This is a genomic window from Streptomyces alfalfae, from assembly GCF_004127445.1.
Lineage (GTDB): Bacteria > Actinomycetota > Actinomycetes > Streptomycetales > Streptomycetaceae > Streptomyces > Streptomyces alfalfae.
The window spans coordinates 241,750-261,274 of sequence record NZ_QEXM01000043.1 but is presented as its reverse complement, the minus strand read 5'-3'; the positions used below and the strand labels follow the sequence as shown (position 1 = coordinate 261,274).

At 72.3% G+C, this 19,525-nt stretch carries 20 protein-coding genes and 1 pseudogene; 17 read left to right on the top strand and 4 right to left on the bottom strand.

Annotated elements, in window-relative coordinates:
- Positions 1-189: 189 nt before the first annotated feature.
- The gene (locus tag DCW30_RS24120) at positions 190-1,590 is read left to right on the top strand and encodes an NAD(P)/FAD-dependent oxidoreductase (RefSeq protein WP_076683430.1); all 1,401 of its coding nucleotides are present in this window, start codon (positions 190-192) and stop codon (positions 1,588-1,590) included.
- Positions 1,577-3,424, top strand: coding sequence for a transketolase (locus DCW30_RS24115; RefSeq protein WP_076683429.1), 1,848 nt, complete (start codon positions 1,577-1,579; stop codon positions 3,422-3,424). Before DCW30_RS24120 ends, DCW30_RS24115 begins: the two co-directional genes overlap by 14 nt.
- Before the next feature lie 39 nt (positions 3,425-3,463).
- Here DCW30_RS24115 and DCW30_RS24110 read toward each other — a convergent pair whose 3' ends face one another.
- Positions 3,464-4,105 carry a hypothetical protein gene (locus DCW30_RS24110; RefSeq protein ID WP_123985574.1) on the bottom strand — a complete coding sequence of 214 codons (642 nt, stop codon included), beginning with the start codon at positions 4,103-4,105 and terminating at the stop codon, positions 3,464-3,466.
- A gap of 226 nt (positions 4,106-4,331) precedes the next feature.
- Between DCW30_RS24110 and ligD the strand changes: the two genes are divergently transcribed.
- From ligD to DCW30_RS24055, 11 genes are all read left to right on the top strand, one after another.
- The gene (gene ligD / locus DCW30_RS24105; protein ID WP_076683427.1) at positions 4,332-5,312 is read left to right on the top strand and encodes a non-homologous end-joining DNA ligase; all 981 of its coding nucleotides are present in this window, start codon (positions 4,332-4,334) and stop codon (positions 5,310-5,312) included.
- 710 nt (positions 5,313-6,022) lie between these two features.
- Complete coding sequence (locus DCW30_RS24100) at positions 6,023-6,379, top strand: gas vesicle protein GvpO (RefSeq protein ID WP_076688643.1); 357 nt, start codon at positions 6,023-6,025, stop codon at positions 6,377-6,379.
- Positions 6,380-6,512: 133 nt separating this feature from the next.
- On the top strand, positions 6,513-6,938 hold the full coding sequence (locus DCW30_RS24095) for a gas vesicle structural protein GvpA (protein WP_062777645.1): 426 nt from the start codon (positions 6,513-6,515) through the stop codon (positions 6,936-6,938).
- Positions 6,935-7,675, top strand: coding sequence for a GvpL/GvpF family gas vesicle protein (locus tag DCW30_RS24090; protein WP_076683425.1), 741 nt, complete (start codon positions 6,935-6,937; stop codon positions 7,673-7,675). Before DCW30_RS24095 ends, DCW30_RS24090 begins: the two co-directional genes overlap by 4 nt.
- A gap of 12 nt (positions 7,676-7,687) precedes the next feature.
- Positions 7,688-7,927: a gas vesicle protein GvpG gene (locus DCW30_RS24085; protein WP_062777642.1), complete on the top strand. Its 240-nt coding sequence runs from the start codon at positions 7,688-7,690 to the stop codon at positions 7,925-7,927.
- Positions 7,927-8,610 carry a DNA primase gene (locus tag DCW30_RS24080; protein WP_076683423.1) on the top strand — a complete coding sequence of 228 codons (684 nt, stop codon included), beginning with the start codon at positions 7,927-7,929 and terminating at the stop codon, positions 8,608-8,610. The genes DCW30_RS24085 and DCW30_RS24080 overlap by 1 nt, the downstream gene beginning before the upstream one ends.
- A complete protein-coding gene (locus tag DCW30_RS24075; RefSeq protein WP_079249916.1) occupies positions 8,603-9,877 on the top strand; it encodes an SRPBCC family protein in 1,275 nt (424 codons plus the stop codon). The genes DCW30_RS24080 and DCW30_RS24075 overlap by 8 nt, the downstream gene beginning before the upstream one ends.
- Positions 9,874-10,227 (top strand): gas vesicle protein, encoded by a 354-nt coding sequence (locus tag DCW30_RS24070; protein WP_076683421.1) that lies wholly within the window; start codon positions 9,874-9,876, stop codon positions 10,225-10,227. The genes DCW30_RS24075 and DCW30_RS24070 overlap by 4 nt, the downstream gene beginning before the upstream one ends.
- On the top strand, positions 10,211-11,098 hold the full coding sequence (locus DCW30_RS24065) for a GvpL/GvpF family gas vesicle protein (protein ID WP_237283332.1): 888 nt from the start codon (positions 10,211-10,213) through the stop codon (positions 11,096-11,098). The genes DCW30_RS24070 and DCW30_RS24065 overlap by 17 nt, the downstream gene beginning before the upstream one ends.
- Complete coding sequence (locus DCW30_RS24060; RefSeq protein WP_062777635.1) at positions 11,095-11,313, top strand: gas vesicle protein; 219 nt, start codon at positions 11,095-11,097, stop codon at positions 11,311-11,313. The genes DCW30_RS24065 and DCW30_RS24060 overlap by 4 nt, the downstream gene beginning before the upstream one ends.
- Before the next feature lie 164 nt (positions 11,314-11,477).
- Positions 11,478-11,741, top strand: coding sequence for a gas vesicle protein K (locus tag DCW30_RS24055; protein WP_062777662.1), 264 nt, complete (start codon positions 11,478-11,480; stop codon positions 11,739-11,741).
- A gap of 25 nt (positions 11,742-11,766) precedes the next feature.
- Here the strand turns inward: DCW30_RS24055 and DCW30_RS24050 are convergent, their stop codons facing one another.
- Both DCW30_RS24050 and DCW30_RS24045 read right to left on the bottom strand, forming a co-directional pair.
- On the bottom strand, positions 11,767-12,612 hold the full coding sequence (locus DCW30_RS24050; protein WP_076683419.1) for a class I SAM-dependent methyltransferase: 846 nt from the start codon (positions 12,610-12,612) through the stop codon (positions 11,767-11,769).
- Between the two features lie 171 nt (positions 12,613-12,783).
- Positions 12,784-13,791 (bottom strand): annotated as a pseudogene (locus DCW30_RS24045) (phosphatase PAP2 family protein); the annotation flags it as partial.
- A gap of 89 nt (positions 13,792-13,880) precedes the next feature.
- On the opposite strand from DCW30_RS24045, the gene DCW30_RS24040 reads away from it, so the two are divergent.
- The 4 genes from DCW30_RS24040 (at position 13,881) to DCW30_RS24025 (ending at position 17,543) form a co-directional block, all read left to right on the top strand.
- A complete protein-coding gene (locus tag DCW30_RS24040; protein WP_076683417.1) occupies positions 13,881-15,509 on the top strand; it encodes an ABC-F family ATP-binding cassette domain-containing protein in 1,629 nt (542 codons plus the stop codon).
- Between the two features lie 133 nt (positions 15,510-15,642).
- Positions 15,643-15,876, top strand: coding sequence for a DUF6158 family protein (locus tag DCW30_RS24035; protein WP_062777629.1), 234 nt, complete (start codon positions 15,643-15,645; stop codon positions 15,874-15,876).
- Complete coding sequence (locus DCW30_RS24030; protein ID WP_076683416.1) at positions 15,873-16,466, top strand: TIGR03086 family metal-binding protein; 594 nt, start codon at positions 15,873-15,875, stop codon at positions 16,464-16,466. Before DCW30_RS24035 ends, DCW30_RS24030 begins: the two co-directional genes overlap by 4 nt.
- A 63-nt stretch (positions 16,467-16,529) precedes the next feature.
- Positions 16,530-17,543: a Ppx/GppA family phosphatase gene (locus tag DCW30_RS24025; protein ID WP_076683414.1), complete on the top strand. Its 1,014-nt coding sequence runs from the start codon at positions 16,530-16,532 to the stop codon at positions 17,541-17,543.
- Between the two features lie 21 nt (positions 17,544-17,564).
- Here DCW30_RS24025 and DCW30_RS24020 read toward each other — a convergent pair whose 3' ends face one another.
- The gene (locus tag DCW30_RS24020; RefSeq protein ID WP_076683412.1) at positions 17,565-19,367 is read right to left on the bottom strand and encodes a thiamine pyrophosphate-requiring protein; all 1,803 of its coding nucleotides are present in this window, start codon (positions 19,365-19,367) and stop codon (positions 17,565-17,567) included.
- Between the last annotated feature and the right edge of the window lie 158 nt (positions 19,368-19,525).

Genomic DNA, 19,525 nt, shown 5'->3' with positions numbered 1-19,525 from the left:
CGGCCGAGCCGAACCCGCGGTCGCCGGGCTCTGACCGGGTAACCCCGGCGTGCCGGGGCAAACGGCGTTCCACGGGCCGCCGGACCTCGTGTTCCGGCCCTTCCGGAGGCGGCCCCGACGTCCGCCGCGCCGGAGTTTGGCGTGCGCGGGGTCGGGCACGCGGAGGGTCCGACCCGCCGGAGGCATACCGTGATCCGATCTCGCATCGTCATCATCGGAGCCGGATTCGCCGGCTACCGCACCGCGCACACCCTGTCCCGCCTGGCCCGGGGGAAGGCGGGCATCACGCTCCTGAACCCCACCGACCACTTCCTCCATCTGCCCCTGCTGCCGCACGTGGCGACGGGCGTCCTCGAACCGCGCCGCGTCACCGTCTCCCTGCCGGGCACGCTGCCGGACGTACGCCTCGTGCTCGGCGAGGCCGACGGCGTCGACCTGGAACAGCACAAGGTGACGTACACCGACCCGGAGGGAACGCGCGGGGAGCTGTCGTACGACCGTCTCGTGCTCTCCGTGGGCAGCGCGAACAAGCTGCTCCCCGTGCCCGGCGTCGCCGAGCACACGCACGGCTTCCGCGGCCTGCCCGAGGCGCTCTACCTGCGCGATCACATCACCCGCCAGGTGGAGCTGGCCGCCGCCGCGCCCGACGCGGAGACCTGCCGGGCGCGCTGCACCTTCGTCGTCGCCGGCGCGGGCCACACGGGCGTCGGACTCGCCGCGCACGGACGGTTGTTCACCGACGCGCTGGTGCGCAAGGGGGCGCTGTGGAACGGCATCCGCCCCCGCTGGCTGCTGCTCGACACCGCGGACCGGGTCCTGCCCGGACTCGACGAACGCCTGTCGGCCACCGCCGACCGCGTGCTGCGCGGGCGCGGCGTCGACGTCCGCACCGGGACCTCGGTCAAGGAGGCCACACCGGAGGGCGTCCTCCTGGACGACGGCGAGTTCATCGGCACGCGCACCCTCGCCTGGTGCGTCGGCGTGCGACCCGATCCGCTCGTCGCGGGCCTCGGCAGGCCCCTGGAGCGCGGGCGGCTGCGCGTCGACCCCTGGCTCAGCGTGCCCGGCCACCCCGAGGTCTTCGCCTGCGGCGACGCCGCGGCCGTGCCCGACCAGCACCATCCGGGCCGCTACACCCCCATGACGGCCCGGCACGCCTGGCGGCAGGGCGCCACCGCCGCACACAACGTCGCCGCCACCCTCGGCCACGGCACGCGGCGCCGCTACCGCCACCGCGACCTGGGGTCCACCGTCGACCTCGGCGGCGCCAAGGCCGCCGCCAACCCGCTCGGCATCCCCCTGTCAGGACCGCTCGCCGGGGCCGTCACCCGCGGTCACCACCTGGCCGCCATGCCGGGCAACCGCGTCCGCGTGGCCGCAGACTGGCTCCTGGACGCCTTACTGCCACGCCAGGCCGTGCAGTTCGGCCTGGTCCGCTCGGCGACGGCGCCCCTGGACACCGCGTCGCCCGGACTCGCGCGGTTCCCGGCAGCCGCGCCCCACCCCACCGACGACCGCCACGACCCCCACGCCCAGGAGCCTTCGCGCCACCGGGCGAACCACCGGGAGGACCCGCATGACCAGCAGTGACATCGCCACCCTCGCCCAGCAGCTGCGCGTCGACTCCGTGCGCGCCGCGGACGCCGCGGGATCGGGGCACCCCACCTCCTCCCTGTCCGCCGCCGACCTGATGGCGGTACTCCTCGGCCGCCATCTGCGCTACGACTTCGAGCGCCCCGACCATCCGGGCAACGACCGCTTCATCCTCTCCAAGGGCCACGCCTCGCCGCTCCTCTACGCCGCCTACAAGGCCGCGGGCGCCCTCACCGACGAGGAGCTGCTCACCTTCCGCAAGGAGGGCAGCCGCCTCCAGGGCCATCCGACACCGACGGCGCTGCCCTGGGTCGAGACCGCCACCGGATCGCTCGGCCAGGGGCTCCCCGTCGGCGTCGGCATCGCCCTCTCCGGCAAGCGGCTCGAACGCGTCCCGTACCGCACCTGGGTGCTGTGCGGCGACAGCGAGCTGGCCGAGGGCTCCATCTGGGAGGCGGCCGAGCACGCCGGGTACGAACACCTCGACAATCTCACCGTGATCGTCGACGTCAACCGCCTCGGCCAGCGCGGCCCGACCCGCCACGAGTGGCACCTGAACGCCTACGCCGACCGCTTCAAGGCCTTCGGCTGGCACGCCGTCGAGGTTGACGGGCACGACGTCGACGCCATCGACCGCGCCTTCCAGGAGGCGGCGTCCACCGCCGGGCAGCCGACCGTCGTCCTCGCCCGCACCCTCAAGGGCAAGGGCGTCGCCGCCGTCGAGAACCGGGAGGGGCAGCACGGCAAGCCGCTCCCCGACGCCGCGGAGGCGATCGCGGAACTCGGCGGCGAACACCGCGTCCACGTCGAGGTGCGCGAACCCGCCGCCGCACGCCCCCCGCACGCCGAGGGCACGGGCCACTTCGACCTGCCGCGCTCCGAGACGGGCGACAAGGTCGCCACCCGCGGCGCCTACGGCCGGGCGCTCACCGCGCTCGGCACGGCGCGCGGCGACGTGGTCGCCATCGACGGTGAGGTGGGGGACTCCACGCGCGCCGAGTGGTTCGCCAAGGAACACCCCGAGCGCTACTTCGAGTGCTACATCGCCGAGCAGCAGCTCGTCGCCACCGCCGTCGGCATGGCCGCGCGCGGCTGGGTCCCGTACGCCGCGACGTTCGCCGCGTTCCTCACCCGCGCCTACGACTTCGTCCGCATGGCGGCGGTGAGCGGCGCCGGGATCAACCTCGTCGGCTCGCACGCGGGCGTCGCCATCGGCCAGGACGGCCCCTCCCAGATGGGCCTCGAAGACCTGGCCGCCTTCCGCGCGGTGCACGGCTCCACCGTCCTCTACCCGTGCGACGCCCACCAGACCGGGCGGCTCGTCGAGGCGATGGCGGACCTCGAAGGCGTGCGCTACCTGCGCACCTCGCGCGGGGACACCCCGGTCATCTACGGGCCCGGCGAGGAGTTCCCCGTCGGCGGCTCCAAGGTCCTGCGCTCCTCCGACGCCGACCGGCTCACCGTCGTCGCCGCCGGGGTGACCGTCCACGAGGCGCTCGCCGCCGCCGAACTGCTTGCGGCCGAGGACATCCCGGTGCGCGTCATCGACCTGTACTCGGTCAAGCCGGTCGACCGCAGGACGCTGCGCGAGGCCGCCGAGCGCACCGGCTGCCTCATCACCGTCGAGGACCACCGCGAGGAGGGCGGCATCGGCGACGCGGTCATGGACGCCTTCACCGACGGCAGCCCGGTGCCGCGCCTCGTGCGGCTCGCCGTACGGACGATGCCGGGCTCCGCGTCGCCCGAGGAGCAGCTCCGCGCGGCGGGCATCGACGCCCAGTCGATCGCGGCGGCGGCACGGCTCCTGGTGGAGCAGGGCGTCGTACGGTGACGGCGCCGCACCCGGCGGCCGCCGCCCTGGAGCGCCGCGTCACTTCTTGAACCACGTGTTCGCGGCGGGGCGGAACATCAGCGTCACCGCCGCGAGCACGGCCGCCAGGTGCAGTACGCGGCTCGCGCCGAACAGCACGTCCACGGCGTCCAGGTGGCGGAACGCCTCTCCGGGTGTGTGCCCGTCGGCCAGCCACCGCACGGGCTCGATCACCAGGGAGAGCGTGCCGAGGACGCCGAGCACGCCGGCCAGGGCCAGGCGCGCCCAGTTCGCGCCGCGGCGCATCCGCACGGCGACGAGGACGGCCGCCGAGTAGACGGCGACGCGCAGGGCGAGGCCCGCGGCGAGGCCGCCGGTGGACGCGTCGGCCTCGGTGAGCGCCCTGACCATGGCGAGCACGGTCTCGAACACGCCCGCGGCGACCGCGGTGAGCCAGAGCGCGAAGGCCCCGCGCACGACGTCGGGCGCGGGCCGCTCCCCGTCGGCTCCCGGGAGACCGCGGGGGAGCAGGCGGGGTTCTCCGGGGCGCGGGTGGGGGCGGGGGCGTTGGCGCGGGGGCCGGTGTGCGTCAGGGGTGCGGTTGGCGGTGGGATCGGGAGTGGGGGCGGGCGTGTTGGGGGGAGTGGCGGCGGGAGCAGGGTCGGGAGCGGCGTCGGGGCCGAGGGGGCTGGTCCGGGTCATGGCGGGCCTCACCGAGGGAGTCCGAAAGGGTCGGCTTCGATCCTGCCGGTGGGGAAGCCGCAGGTCACGCCCGTTCTCCCCCGAGTCGCGGGTGGGGCCAACCACCCTGGAGGGCCGGGGCTGACACCCCCCGGACGGGCGACCTGGGGCGACTACCGGGCCCGTGGCCGGGTACCCGTGCGGCCCGCGTCCGAGCCGACGGACCGGCCGAGCCGAAGGGAACGCCATGAACGACGCACGAACGGTGCGGGCCGGCCGCCACACCGTGAAGCTGAACCGACCGGAGAAGGTCCTGTTCCCTGCGCCCGACGCGGACAGGGACGGGGACGGGGGCGCGTCCCGGGCCGCGAGCGGGGGCCGCTCGGGAACCGGCGGCGAGGGTCACACCAAGGCGGACCTGTTCGACCACTACCGGTCCGTCGCCCCTTTCATGCTGCCCCACCTGCGCGGACGCCCCCTGATGCTGGAGCGTCACCCGGACGGCGTAACCGGGCCGCGCTTCATGCAGAAGGACACCCCGGACCACTACCCCGAGTGGATCACGCGCGCTGAGGTCGCGAAGCAGGGCGGCACCGTCACGCACACCGTCTGCGACGACACGGCGACGCTGCTCTTCCTCGCCGACCAGGCCTGCGTGACGCTGCACCGGTGGCTCTCCCGCACGGGCGAGATCGACCATCCCGACCGGCTGGTCTTCGACCTGGACCCCGCGAAGGACGACTTCGCGGCCGTACGGGACGCGGCGCGGCTGCTCGGCGGGCTCCTCGACGACATCGGCCTGCCGTACGCCCTGATGACCACGGGCTCACGCGGACTCCACGTCGTGGTGCCGCTCAACGGCCGCCATGACTTCGACGACGTCCGCGGCTTCGCCAAGGACGTCGCGGACACGCTCGCCGCGGCCCACCCCAACCAGTTGACGACGGCTGCCCGCAAGGAGGCGCGGGGCGACCGGCTCTATCTGGACGTCCAGCGCAACGCGTACGCGCAGACCGCCGTCGCGCCGTTCTCCGTACGCGCCGCACCGGGCGCCCCGGTGGCCATGCCCATTGCCCGGGAACAGCTCGACGACCCGGCGGTGCACGCCCGCCACTGGACGATCGACAACGCCTTGGAGCAGGCCCGCAGCGACCCGTGGGCCGACTTCCCGCGCACCGGACGGTCCCTCGGCCCGGCCCGCAGGAAGCTGGGCGCCCTGCAGGGCTGAGGGCATCGGAGGCCCGGCTCCCAAGGTTTATGGATCACGTTTGGCCAAGGCTTTCCGGGTAATCCGGAGGGGGAGGTGGACATGGCCAATACGACGTGTAAGACGACAGACGGCGATAGACCAGGCGAAACGCCCACCGCCGCCAAGACTCAGAATCGGGAGGCGAGATGACCGACAGCAAGACGTCGGACAAGCAGACCTCCGACGAGCGCACCTCGGACGAGCAGTCCTCAGACAACCGGTCCTCAGACAAGCAGAGCTCTGGCAGGCGGGCTCCGGCGAAGAAGGCGCCGGCCAAGCGGGCCTCCGCCAAACGCACTTCGGCGAAACGGACGCCCGCTGGGCAGTCGTCGGACAAGCGGTCGTCAGGCGAGCGGCCCTCTGATGACGAGACGTCGGACAAGCAGACGTCCGACAAGCAGACGTCGGACAAGCAGACGTCCGACAAGCAGACGTCGGACAAGCAGACGTCCGACAAGCAGACGTCGGACAAGCAGACGTCGGACAAGCAGACGTCCGACAAGCAGACGTCGGACAAGCAGACGTCCGACAAGCAGACGTCGGACAAGCAGACGTCCGACAAGCAGACGTCGGACAAGCAGACGTCGGACAAGCAATCGTCAGAGGACCAGCCGTCAGAGGACCAGCTGTCTAAGGACGAGCTGACAGAGGACCAGCCGTCAGAGGACCAGCCGTCGGAGGACGAGCAGATGACCGACGAGACCCCGGACCGGGACGACGACGGCACGGAGGCGCGGAGCGAAAGCGGCGAGGGCGGCGAGAGCAGGAGCAGCGCCACCCCGGGCCCCATGGTGGTCCTCCGCGGCGCGCGCGAGCAGCTCGCCGAGCTGACCGGCATGACGCCGGAGTCGGTGTCGTCCTTCGAACGCACCGAGAACGGCTGGCTGTTGGAGGTCGAAGTCCTCGAACTGGCACGTGTCCCCGACACGATGAGCCTGCTCGCCAGCTACGAGGTGCAGCTCGACCCGCAGGGTGAGCTCACCGGTTACCGGCGGCTCCGCCGCTATGAGCGCGGGCGCTCCGAGCCGCGCGGCGCCGGCCGCTAGACCGCGCCCGGCCCCGTACCCACAAACACACGCACAAGCACACGCACGTACATCAGCACCCCAACGGGCCGAACAGACGTGCCCGCGCAAGACCAAGACAAGGAAGAGAAAAGACTCAAGGAGGCTCAACGGTATGACTGTGGTTCCGGCACAACAGTCCGGCGGCGGAGGCGGCTCCAGCGGCCTGTACGACGTCGTGGAACTCATTCTCGACCGAGGACTCGTCATCGACGCCTTCGTTCGCGTCTCACTGGTCGGCATCGAGATCCTGAAGATCGATGTCCGTGTGGTCGTCGCGAGTGTCGACACCTATCTGCGTTTCGCCGAGGCGTGCAACCGCCTCGACCTGGAATCCGGCCCCAAGAAGGACCCGGGCCTGCCCGACCTCGTGGGCGAGATCACGGAGTCCGGCGCCAAGGGCAAGTCCAAGGGCGCGCTCTCCGGGGCGGCCGAGACGATATCGGACGCCTTCAAGCAGTCCCGTGAGGAAGGCCAGCGCGAGGAGCGCCCGCGCGCCCGGCGCTCCACCTCGTCGCGCCGTAAGGAGGAGCAGGAGTGACCACCTACGTCTACGGCATCGCGAGCAGCGCCCACCCGGCGCTCCCCGACGGCATGGAGGGCATCGGCAAGCCGGCGTGCACCGTGCGCGTCCTCAAGCACGGTGACCTCGCGGCGATCGTCAGCGACGCCCCCGAGGACCTCAAGCCCAAGCGGCGCGACCTGCTCGCCCACCAGAACGTCCTCTCCGAGGCGGGTGCCGCGGGCTCCGTGCTGCCGATGCGCTTCGGCAGCCTCGCGCCGGACGACGAGACGGTCGTCAGCGTCCTCGGCGAGCGGGCCGAGCACTACGGCGAGCGGCTGCGCGCACTCGACGGGAAGGTCGAGTACAACGTGAAGGCCTCCCACAACGAACAGGCCGTGCTGCACCAGGTCCTCGCCGAGAACCCGGAGCTGCGCGCCATGGTCGAGGCCAACCAGCGTCAGGGCGGCGGCTCCCAGGAGGAGAAGCTGAAGCTCGGCGAGGCGGTGTCCAACACCGTGCGGGCCCGTGAGCAGAGCGACGCCGTCGAGGTGCGGCGCGCCCTCGAACCGACCGCCGAGGCGATCGAACCGGGGCCCGAGGGCACCGGCTGGCTGGCGAACATCTCGTTCCTGGTGCACCGCGACTCGGCCGAGGGCCTGCTCGCCGCGGTCGAGGAACTGAGGGCCAACCAGCCGCAGCTGGAACTGCGGGTGCACGGACCGCTTCCCCCGTACAGCTTCGTCGACCCGGGGCCCTCGCAGCCCGCGGAGTAGCGGAGCAACGGCATGGGACTGATCGGCGAACTGCTCATGCTGCCCCTCGCCCCGGCCCGCGGCTCCCTCTGGGTGCTGCGGCAGGTGGTCGACGAGGCGGAGCGGCAGTACTACGACCCTTCGGCCATCCGTCGTGAACTCTCCCGGCTCGAGGAACGCCTGGAGGCGGGCGAGATCGACGAGGACGAGTTCGAGCGGCGCGAGGACGAGCTCCTCGACAGGCTGCAACACAGCACAGGACAGGACTTCTGATGAATCGACTGGCAGTGGGCCTCGCCGTGGGCGCGGGATACGTCCTCGGCCGTACGAAGAAGGCGAAGTTCGCGTTCGCCGTGGGCACGATGGTGGCCGGCAAGCGGCTCAACCTGAGCCCCAAGGCGCTGGGTTCACTGGTGACCCAGCAGCTGGAGAACAACCCGCAGTTCAAGGAGATCGGCGACCAGCTTCGCCAGGATCTGCGGGGTGTGGGCAAGGCTGCCACGGGTTCTCTCCTCAACCGGCAGCTCGAAGGTCTCGCCGATCGTCTCCACGACCGCACCCTGGACGTCCAGGACCGTATCGCGGGCGTCGTGCCCGATGACGCCAAGAACCTCAAGGGCAAGGTCGTCGGGCGGGACGACGAGGACGAAGAGGACGACGAGGGCGACAGGGACGACGGGGACCGGGAGGACCGGGAGCGGAAGTCCGCGTCCGACGACGACCGGCAGCACGACAAGGCGCCGGCCAAGCGGTCCTCCGGTTCCCGGTCCGCGTCGAAGTCGGACGCGAAGTCCGCCCCCAGGGCGGCCACGAAGAAGGCTCCGGCGAGGAAGACCGCCCAGAAGACGGCGCGCAAGACCACGCAGAAGAAGACCACCGCGGCCCGCGGTACCGCCCGCAGGGCGACCTCGGCCCGCTCGGGCGGCACGTCGAAGGGAGGCCGCGACAATGGCTGACTCTCCCCTGAGCAACATCGCGCGCGGCCCCGCCGTCGAACGCCTGAAGGAGGAGGCGCAGTCCTACCTCATGGCCCAGGCGGAGCGCATGCTCGTCGGCGTGGGCCACAAGCTGGGCGACGCCACGGTCAAGCTGAACGACATCGCCGACGGCAAGAGCCCCGGCTTCGGCAAACTCGCTCTCCAGGCCGGCAAGAAGGTCTCCGAGGGCAAGGGCCCGGTGCGCAGCGCACTGGAGATCGGCGGTGGCCACCTCAAGGACAAGGTGACCGACGCCGTCAAGGGCATCGGCGGCGGCAAGCGGAAGAAGGGCGGCGCGGGCCAGAAGCCCACGGTGATCCTGGAGTACGTCGACGTCGGCGTGCCGATCCGTGAGGCGTACGACCAGTGGACCCAGTACCAGGAGTTCTCCACGTTCGCCAAGGGCGTCAAGGGCGCCACCGTGGCGAGCGACACGGACACCGACTGGAAGCTGAAGGTCTTCTGGTCGAGCCGGAGCTGGAAGGCCCACACCACCGAGCAGGTCCCGGACCAGCGGATCACCTGGACCTCGGAGGGCGCCAAGGGGACGACCAAGGGCGTCGTCACCTTCCACTCGCTCGCGGAGAACCTCACCCGGGTACTGCTCGTCATCGAGTACTACCCGAAGGGCCTGTTCGAGAAGACCGGCAACATCTGGCGCGCCCAGGGCCGCAGGGCACGCCTGGACCTCAAGAATTTCGCCCGGCACATCTCGATCCGCGGCGAGGCGAGCGACGGTTGGCGCGGTGAGATCCGCGACGGCGAGGTCGTCCGCAGCCACGAGGACGCCGTGGCGGAGGAAGAGCGCGAAGAGAACGAGAACGAGTCCGAGTCCGCGAACGAGTCCGAGAACGACCCTCAGAGCGAGTACGACGAGGACCGTGAGCAGGACCAGGACGAGGACCAGGGCGAGGACCACGGCGCTGACGCGGACGCCGAGTACGAGGACGAACCGGACGCCGAGTACGAGGACGAGCCGGAGGACGACGAGCCGGAGGCCGAGTACGAGGACGAGGACGGAGCCGACGAGGACGGAGTCGAGGACGAAGCCGAGGGCGAGTACGAGGATGAGCGCCCGGACGAGCGGGCGGACGACCGGTCCGACGAACCGGAGGCCGAGTACGAGGACGAGCCGGAGGACGACGAGCCGGAGGCCGAGTACGAGGACGACGAGGAAGCCGACGCCGAGGAGGACAAGCGGCGCGAGTACGCCGAGTCGTCCGGCGGCGGACGGAGCCGCCGATGACGGCCACCCCGGGCCGGCTGCCTGACCCCTACGGGAGCGGCGGTGGAGCCAACCTCGCCGACATCCTCGAACGTGTCCTGGACAAGGGCATCGTCATCGCGGGCGACATCAAGATCAACCTGCTCGACATCGAACTGCTCACCATTAAGCTCCGCCTCATCGTCGCCTCGGTCGACAAGGCCAGGGAAATGGGTATCGACTGGTGGGAGAACGACCCGGCGCTCTCCTCGGGAGCGCACCGGGGTGAGCTCGCCCAGGAGAACGCCGAGCTGAGAAGGCGTATCGAGGAGCTCGAGGGACGCGAATCCCTTGAGCCCGCGGAGAAGGAGTCACGTGAGCGCTACCAGTGATGAACTGCGGTACGTGTACGCGGTGTGCCGCCCTCTGGACGCACCCCTCGCCGCCGACCTGACCGGGGTCGGCGGCGTCCCGCCCCGGCAGCTCAACCACGAGGGCCTGGTCGCCCTCGTGGGCCCGGTCCCGGCGCGGGACTTCGCCGAGGAGCCCCTGCGCGCGCACCTGGAGGACCTGGACTGGCTCTCCGAGACCGCCAGGGCCCACCAGCGGGTGATCGGCGCGCTCACCTCGGTCACCTGCCCGCTGCCGCTGCGCCTCGCGACCGTCTTCCGGGACGACAGCGGGGTCCGCGCGATGCTGCAGGACGGGGCCGAGCGGTTCTGGCGCATCCTCGACCGGATCGACGGCTGCGTGGAGTGGGGCGTCAAGGTCCACATGGAGAGCCCGGACCACTCCTCGGACAACCGGTCCTCAGACAACCGGACATCCGGCGGCCACTCGTCAGACATCCGGTCCTCAGACAAGCAGTCGTCCGCGACAGCCGGCGGCGAGGCCCCCGAAAAGCCGCTCTCCGGTCGCGACTACCTGCGGCTCCGACGCCAGCAGCGCACCGCCCAGGACGAGGGCTGGAAGCGGGCCGAGGCCTTCGCGCAGCGGCTGCACGAGGAGCTGTCGCGGCACGCCGACGACGCGCGCCTGCACGCCCCGCAGAACTCCTCGCTCTCCGACACGCCGGGCCGCAACATCCTGAACGCCGCGTATCTGGTGCCCCGCGCGCACTCCGAGGAGTTCGTGGAACTGGTGGACGCCACGAAGGACGAGGACGCCGCGGGCCTGACGGTGGAGCTGACGGGGCCCTGGGCCGCGTACTCCTTCACCGGGGACGACGTGGAGAGCGGTGGGGGAGCGGGGCGTTCGCGATGACGGTGGTGGAGCGCAGGGAGATCGCCCTGGTCGACCTGTTGGACCGCCTCCTCGCGGGCGGCGTCGTCATCACGGGCGACATCACCCTGCGGATCGCGGACGTGGACCTCGTACGCATCGACTTGAACGCACTGATCAGCTCGGTGAACGAGCAGGTGCCCTCGCCGTGGCCGGACAGCGGGCCGATGCCTTCGTCGAGGATGGAACTGGAGTGACCATGGAGCCCGAGACCGAGGGCCCGCAGGAGACGGCGCAGCCCGAGCCGCGGGATGGGCGCGATGCGCCGGCGCCGCGGGACATGAACGGTCTCGTGGAGACCCTGGTGGCCGCCGAGAAGGACCGCGGTGGGGCTGCCGAGAAGGACCGCGGTGGCAAGCGCATGGATCTCGACCCCGACACCGTCGAGCGGGACCTGGTGAAGCTGGTCCTGACCATCATCGAGCTGCTGCGGCAGCTCATGGAGCGCCAAGCCGTGCGCCGCTTCGACACCGGCGACCTCACCGAGGACCAGGAGGAGCGGATCGGTTTGACGCTGATGCTCCTGGAGGACCGGATGGCCGAGCTGCGCGACCGGTACGGGCTGAAGCCCGAGGACCTGAACCTCGACCTCGGGCCGCTGGGCCCCCTGCTGCCCAGGGAGTAGCCGGAGCGACGGGGCGGGCCGCGGGCTACTTCCGGCAGAGGATCTCTCCGTGCAGGACCGCGAACCACCCCTCCGCCTCCGCGCCCCACGTCCGCCACGCCGCCGCCACGGCATCGAGGCCCGCGGTGTCCGTGTGTCCGCCGGCCACCGCGCGTTCGGCGTAGGCGGAGGCGAGCGTGCGGTCCGCCCAGAGGCCGCTCCACCAGGCGCGCTCGTCATCGGAGGCGTAGCACCAGGTGGCGGCGGTCGCGGTGATGTCCGTGAAGCCGGCCCGCAGGGCCCAGGCCCGGAGGCGGCGGCCCGCGTCGGGCTCGCCGCCGTTGGCGCGGGCCACGCGCAGGTAGAGGTCCAGCCAGTCGTCCATGGCGGGTACGTCGGGGTACCAGGTCATCGCCGAGTAGTCCGCGTCGCGGATCGCGACGATGCCGCCCGGCCTGCACACCCGCCGCATCTCGCGCAGCGCGCGCACCGGGTCTCCCACGTGCTGGAGCACCTGGTGGGCGTGGACGACGCAGAAGGAGTCGTCGGGGTAGTCGAGGTCGTGCACGTCGGCGACGGCGAAGTCGAGGTTCGTCAGACCGCGTTCGGTGGCCGTCGCGCGCGCCTTGCCCAGGATGTCCGGCGCGTGGTCCACGGCCGTGACGTGGCCCTCGGGCACCAGTTCCGCCAGGTCGGCGGTGATGGTGCCGGGCCCGCAGCCGATGTCGAGCACCTTCATGTGCGGCTTCAGCGCACCGATGAGGTAGGCCGCCGAGTTGGCGGCGGTGCGCCAGGTGTGTGAGCGCAGCACGGACTCATGGTGTCCGTGCGTGTAGACGGCGGTCTCCCTCGGTGTCGCCGTCCCGCTCGGCGTGGTGGTCTCCCTCGGCATGGCGGTGCTCCTTCGCGGTTCGCCGGGCTCGCTGCGGTACCGGGAACCGTACGCCGCCATGCCGAATAATGAGACCCACGTATCAGTATGTGGTCAAGCAGGTGCGGGTCACGCCGCGCCCCCCGGCCGGTACACCGTCAGCACGGCCCCGCCCCCCTCCACGTCGACATCCCGGCCGCCCATGCGCAGGCGCTCCGCCGCGACCGCCACCGCGCTGCCCGTCTCCACGGCGCGGCACACGTCACGTGCCTCCTCGGCGTCGATCTCGTACGCGAAGCGCTCCGACGCGCCGCCCGGCAGGACCGCGAGCGGCAGGGCGTGCCGCAGGGCGACGGCGGCGGCGACGTTCACCGCGGTGTCGTTGCCGCAGACCCCGACGGCCCGCGCGCGGTCCGCGGCCTTCTCCAGCTCGGCGGGCAGCTCGGTGGCGTCGCAGACGACGAACTCCGCCAGGGGCAGCGCCTCGCGCAGCGCCTCGATCCGCTCACCGGCCGCGGACTCGGCGATCACCACCAGGCCCTCGCCGCCCGGCAGCGCCGGGGCGTCCGCGCGCGTCCTGCCCGGCGTCCGCGTGCGCGGCTTCCGGGCGGAGACGAGGCCGCGCACCGCGAAGGCGGCGCCGGCGCCGAGGGCGGCGCCCACGAGGACGTCGCCGGGGAAGTGCACGCCCGTGTAGACGCGGGACAGCGCCACCGCGCCCGCGACGGGGGCGACGGCCGCGCCCCAGGCTCCCGACTCCAGCGCGACACCGGTGGCGAAGGCCGCGGCGGACGCGGAGTGGCCCGAGGGGAACGACGTGGTGATGGGCTGCCGCTTGAGCTGCCGTATGAGCGGTACGGCGTCCAGGAGCGGCCTCGGCCGGCGCACCGAGCGCTTGCCGAGTGTGTTGATGGCGGCGGAGGCCAGCGCGAGCGAGGCGACGCCGTGCGCGGCGGCGCGGCGGGCCCGCGGGCTGCCGGTCGCCGCCATGGCCGCGGCCGTGCCGAACCAGAGCAGCCCGTGGTTGGCGCTCCGGCTCAGCCGGGGCAGGACGCGGTCGCCGCCCGGCCAGTGCCGTGCGGCGACCGCCTCGAAGGCCCGGGAGTCCAGGGCGAGGAGGCGGGCCCGCAGGCTTTCCGGGGACCTCGGGGTCACGTGCGGCGGGGCGACTGCGGACGTGGGGGTGGCATCTGTGCTCATGCGCTCCGGGTACCCGGAAGCGGTGACCGGCACTACCGCCGGTGAAACCGGTTTGCGGCGGCGGGCGCCGGACACGGAGAATCCGGCGCATGGGACATCTGGAAGCAGCGCACCTGGAGTACTACTTGCCGGACGGGCGGGCGCTGCTCGGTGATGTCTCCTTCCGGGTCGGCGAGGGCTCCGTCGTCGCCCTGGTCGGGGCGAACGGCGCGGGCAAGACCACGCTGCTCCGGCTGATCTCCGGCGAGCTCCAGCCGCACGGCGGCAGCGTCACCGTCAGCGGCGGGCTCGGCGTGATGCCGCAGTTCGTCGGCTCGGTGCGGGACGAGAGCACCGTGCGCGACCTGCTCGTCTCCGTGGCCCAGCCGAGGATCCGCGAGGCCGCGAAGGCCGTGGACGCCGCCGAGCACGCGATCATGACGGTCGACGACGAGGCCGCGCAGATGAGTTACGCCCAGGCCCTCTCCGACTGGGCCGAGGTGCAGGGGTACGAGGCCGAGACCCTCTGGGACATCTGCACCATGGCCGCGCTCGGCGTGCCGTACGACAAGGCGCAGTTCCGCGAGGTGCGCACGCTCTCCGGCGGCGAGCAGAAGCGCCTGGTCCTGGAGGCTCTGCTGCGCGGCGCCGACGAGGTCCTGCTCCTCGACGAGCCGGACAACTACCTCGACGTCCCCGGTAAGCGCTGGCTTGAGGGGCAGCTCGCGGAGACCCGCAAGACGGTCCTCTTCGTCTCCCACGACCGGGAGCTGCTCGCCCGCGCCGCTGAGAAGATCGTCAGCGTCGAGCAGAGCCCCGGGGGCGCCGACGCCTGGGTGCACGGCGGCGGTTTCGAGACGTTCCACGAGGCCCGCAAGGAGCGCTTCGCGCGCTTCGAGGAGCTGCGCCGCCGCTGGGACGAGAAGCACGAGCAGCTGAAGAAGCTGGTGCGCACCCTGCGCCAAGCCGCCGACATCAGCCACGAGATGGCCTCGCGCTACCACGCGGCGCAGACCAGGCTCCGCAAGTTCGAGGAGGCGGGACCGCCGCCCGAGCCGCCGCGCGAGCAGGACATCACCATGCGCCTGCACGGCGGACGTACCGGCGTACGGGCCGTGACCTGCGAAAACCTCGAACTGACGGGGTTGATGCAACCCTTCGACCTGGAGGTCTTCTACGGCGAGCGGGTGGCCGTCCTCGGCTCCAACGGCTCGGGCAAGTCACACTTCCTGCGGCTGCTCGCGGGGGACTCCGAGAACCCGGTGGCGCACACCGGCTCCTGGAAGCTCGGCGCGCGCGTCGTGCCGGGGCACTTCGCGCAGACCCACTCCCGCCCCGAGCTGATGGGCCGCCCGCTCCTCGACATCCTCTGGCGCGAGCACGCCCAGGACCGGGGCGCCGCGATGTCACGGCTGCGGCGCTACGAACTGACGGGTCAGGCCGAGCAGAACTTCGACCGCCTCTCCGGCGGCCAGCAGGCCCGCTTCCAGATCCTCCTCCTCGAACTCCAGGGCTGCACGGCCCTGCTCCTCGACGAACCCACCGACAACCTCGACCTGGAGTCGGCCGAAGCACTTCAGGAAGGCCTCGAAGCCTTCCAGGGCACGGTCCTCGCCGTCACCCACGACCGCTGGTTCGCCCGCTCCTTCGACCGCTACCTGGTCTTCGGCAGCGACGGCCGGGTCCGCGAGACCCCGGAGCCGGTCTGGGACGAGCGCAGGGTGGAGCGCGCGCGGTAGTCCGCGCCGGGCTTCGGCGGACCGCCCGTCCGGCCCCCGTGAGGAGCGCGGGGGCCGGGTGCGTTGCATCCTGAATGGGCCGTGCCGAGTGGGTACACGGTGGGCACGAAACCGACGCGACGAGGAGCGACCCATGACCGGAGTCGAACCGGATCAGCTGGACGATCAGCAGCTCATAAAGGAGCTGGAGGCGATCCACCGGACCCGCCACACCACCCTCCTGCACGGCTCGGACGACGCCCTGCGGGCCCACAACGAACGCATGGCGGAGCTGGAGGGCGAGTACCTGCGGCGCCATCCGCGCAGGTCGGTCGCGGCCGGGCGGACCCGTGAGGGCGCGCGCGAGCGAGGAGGGGCGGACTCGTGACGGACGCGGGAACAGCGGCGGACGGACGCCTGCTCGAACGGCACGGGGAAGCGCTCGACCTCTTCGCCGACCGGGTGCACGCCATCCGCCCCGACCAATGGGACGCGCCCACGCCGTGCGCCGACTGGACCGTGCGCGACCTGGTGAACCACCTCACCGCCGAACAGCTCTGGGTGCCCTCGCTGGTCCGCGACGGCGCCACTATCGAGAGCGTCGGCGACTCCTTCGACGGCGACGTGCTCGGCCCCGACCCGGTCACCTCCTGGGACACCGCGTCCGCCGCCGCCCGCGAGGCCTTCCGCGAACCGGGCGCCCTGGACCGCACGGTCCAGCTGTCGTCGGGCGAGTCCTCCGCGACCCACTACTGCGCGCAGATGACCATGGACCTGGTCGTGCACGCCTGGGACCTCTCCCGGGCGATCGGCGCGCACGAGAAGCTCCCCGGGGACCTCGTGGAGTTCGCCCGGCGCGAAGTGGAGCCGTACGCGGGCGAGTTGGCGCAGACCGGACTCTTCGACCGGGCGGTGGAGCCCTCGCCCGGCGCCGAGGAGCAGACCAGGCTGCTGAACCTGCTCGGCCGCCGGGCGTGAGCCGCGCGCGGCTCACGGCGTGCGGCCGAATCTTTTCCGCCGGAGCGGGGTAGCCGCACTGCCATGAGAGTTGGCGTGGTGGATGTGGGGTCGAACACCGTACGGCTCGTCGTCGCGGACGCCGACGGCCAGGTGCCGCTGCCCGTGCACACGGTCAAGCGCCGGCTGCGGCTCGCCCAGCACGTGGACACGGAGGGGCGGCTCGGCGACGAATCGGTCGGGCAGCTCGTCGACGCGGTGCGCGACGTGCAGGAAGAGGCGCACCGGTGGGGCGTGGCGCAGCCGCTGTTCGCCTTCGCCACCTCGATCGTGCGCGACGCGCCCAACCGGGCCGAGGTGCTCGACGCCGTGCAGGAGGGGACGGGGCTGCGGCTGCGCACCCTCTCCGGTGAGGCGGAGGCGGAGCTGACGTTCCTCGCCGCCCGGCGGTGGATGGGCTGGAGCGCGGGACCGCTGGTGCTGTTCGACATCGGCGGCGGCTCCCTGGAAGTGGCCTTCGGCCGCAGCCGCCTGCCGGACTACGCGGTCTCCCTGCCGCTGGGCGCGCGCCACCTGACCCGGCAGTTCCTCGACGGACAGGACCCGCCGCGCGAGCGGGACATCAGGGAGGTACGGCGCCAGGTGCGCCACCAGCTGCGGGACGTGGCCGCCCGCATCCGGTGGGAGATGCCGCACGCGGCGGTCGCCACCTCGCGCACGTTCCAGCAGCTCGCCCGCCTGTGCGGCGCCCCGCCCGGCCGCTACGGGCCCTTCGTGCGGCGCGAGCTGGAGCGCTCGCGGCTGCGTACGGCGCTCCAGGAGCTGGCACGGCTCCCCGCCGACGAGCGGGCGCAACTGCCCGGCATCTCGGCGGCGCGCGCCGGACAGTGCCTGGCCGGCGCGGTGGTGGCCCACACGGCCATGAAACTGACCGGCCTCGAAGTCCTGACGGTCTGCCCCTGGGCGCTGCGCGAGGGCATCCTCCTGCGGTACATCGAGGACGGCGACGCGGCCTGGTGGGAGCGGAAGGAACACGTGGGCAGCCGCCACGCGCCCCAGGGCGACCTCCCACCGCTGCGCCTGGCCACCACGACCTGACCCGCCCCGCACCCGGCGGCGCTACGCCCCTCCGTCCCCCGGCCAGAACTCCTGCATCTTCGACTTCAGCCCCTGCTTCACCACCGACGCCCCGTCCGCGTCGCCCTTCAGGACCGAAGCGGCCGTCGACTCGAACTGCTCCCAGGTGGCGTGCGGCGGCACCGGCGGCACCGCGGGGTCGGTGCGGAAGTCCAGGACCGCCGGGCCGTTCGCGGAGAGCGCCGCGCGCCAGGCGTCCTCGACGTCCTCGGGGCGCTCCACGCGGATGCCGGTGAGGCCGATGGAGCGGGCGAACTCCGCGTACGGCACGTCGGGCAGCGCCTGCGACGGCAGGAAGGACGGGGCGCCCTCCATGGCGCGCATCTCCCAGGTGACCTGGTTGAGGTCCTGGTTGTTCCAGACGGCGACGACCAGCCGCGGATCGTCCCACCGGTGGCGGTACTTCGCAGCGGTGACCAGCTCCGCCATCCCGTTCATCTGCATCGCGCCGTCGCCCACCAGGGCGATCGCGGGCCGGTCGGGATGGGCGAACTTCGCGCCGATCGCGTACGGCACACCGCACCCCATCGTCGCGAGCGTCCCCGACAGCGAGGCGCGCATGTCACCGCGCAGGGTCAGATGGCGCGCGTACCAGTTGGCGACCGAGCCCGAGTCGCAGGTGATGACGGCGTTGTCGGGGAGCAGCCCGTCGAGGACGTGCGCCACGTACTCCGGGTTGACCGGGTCCGCGGACAGCCCGGCCCTGCGGGCGAGCACCCCCTTCCACCGCGTGACGCCCGCCTTGATCTCGTCCTGCCACTCGCGGCAGACGTCCCTGCGGTCCTTGTCGATCAGCGGGATCAGTTCGCGCAGCGTCGCCCGCGCGTCGCCGACGAGGTTGACCTCGTAGGGGTAGCGCATCCCGATCATGTGCGGGTCGATGTCGATCTGCACGGCCCGCGCCGAGCCGAACTCCGGCAGGAACTGCGCGTAGGGAAAGCTCGAACCGATCGTCAGGAGGGTGTCGCAGTCGCGCATCAGCTCGTACGAGGGCCGGGTGCCGAGCAGGCCGATCGAGCCGGTGACATAGGGGAGTTCGTCGCTCAGCGCGTCCTTGCCGAGCAGCGCCTTCGCCACCCCGGCGCCCAGCAGCTCCGCGATCTCCTCGACCTCGGCGCGCGCCCCCGCCGCGCCCTGCCCGACGAGGATCGCGGCCTTGTCGCCGGCGTTCAGCACCTCGGCGGCGCGCCGCAGGGCGGAGGGTGAGGGCAGCGCCGTCCAGCCGCTGCGGTCCAGGCTCGAAGGGACCGACTTGAACGCGTGCGGGGGCGGGGAGTACGCGAGGTCCTGCACGTCACCGGGGATGATCACGGCGGTCGGGCAGCGGCGCGCGTACGCGGTCCTGATCGCCCGGTCGAGGACGTTCGGCAGCTGCTCGGGCACCGTCACGGTCTCCACGAAGTCGGACGCCACGTCCTTGTACAGGGTGTGGAGATCGACCTCCTGCTGGTACGAGCCGCCCATCGCGCTGCGGTCCGTCTGCCCGACGATGGCGAGCACGGGCACATGGTCGAGCTTGGCGTCGTACAGGCCGTTGAGGAGGTGGACGGCGCCGGGGCCCGACGTCGCCACGCAGACACCGAGGCGCCTGCCGAACTTCGCGTACCCCACGGCCTGGAACGCGGCCATCTCCTCGTGCCGCGCCTGCACGAACCGCGGCCGGTCCTCGGCCCTTCCCCAGGCGGCGAGCAGCCCGTTGACGCCGTCGCCGGGATAGCCGAAGACCTGCTCCACGTCCCAGGCACGCAGCCTCTCCAGGATGTGGTCGGCGACTGTGGCGCTCATGAGGGACCCTTCGCGAGGTCGGGGACGGCGGTGGAATCCGGGTGTCCGGTGACGCCGGGAAGAAACCTGCGGCGGCCACCCGAGGAGTTTGTCCCCTCGGACCCGGGGCAGGCGGAAGGGAGTGCTTCGGACCGGAGGCACGTCCGTGGGAGCGGCTG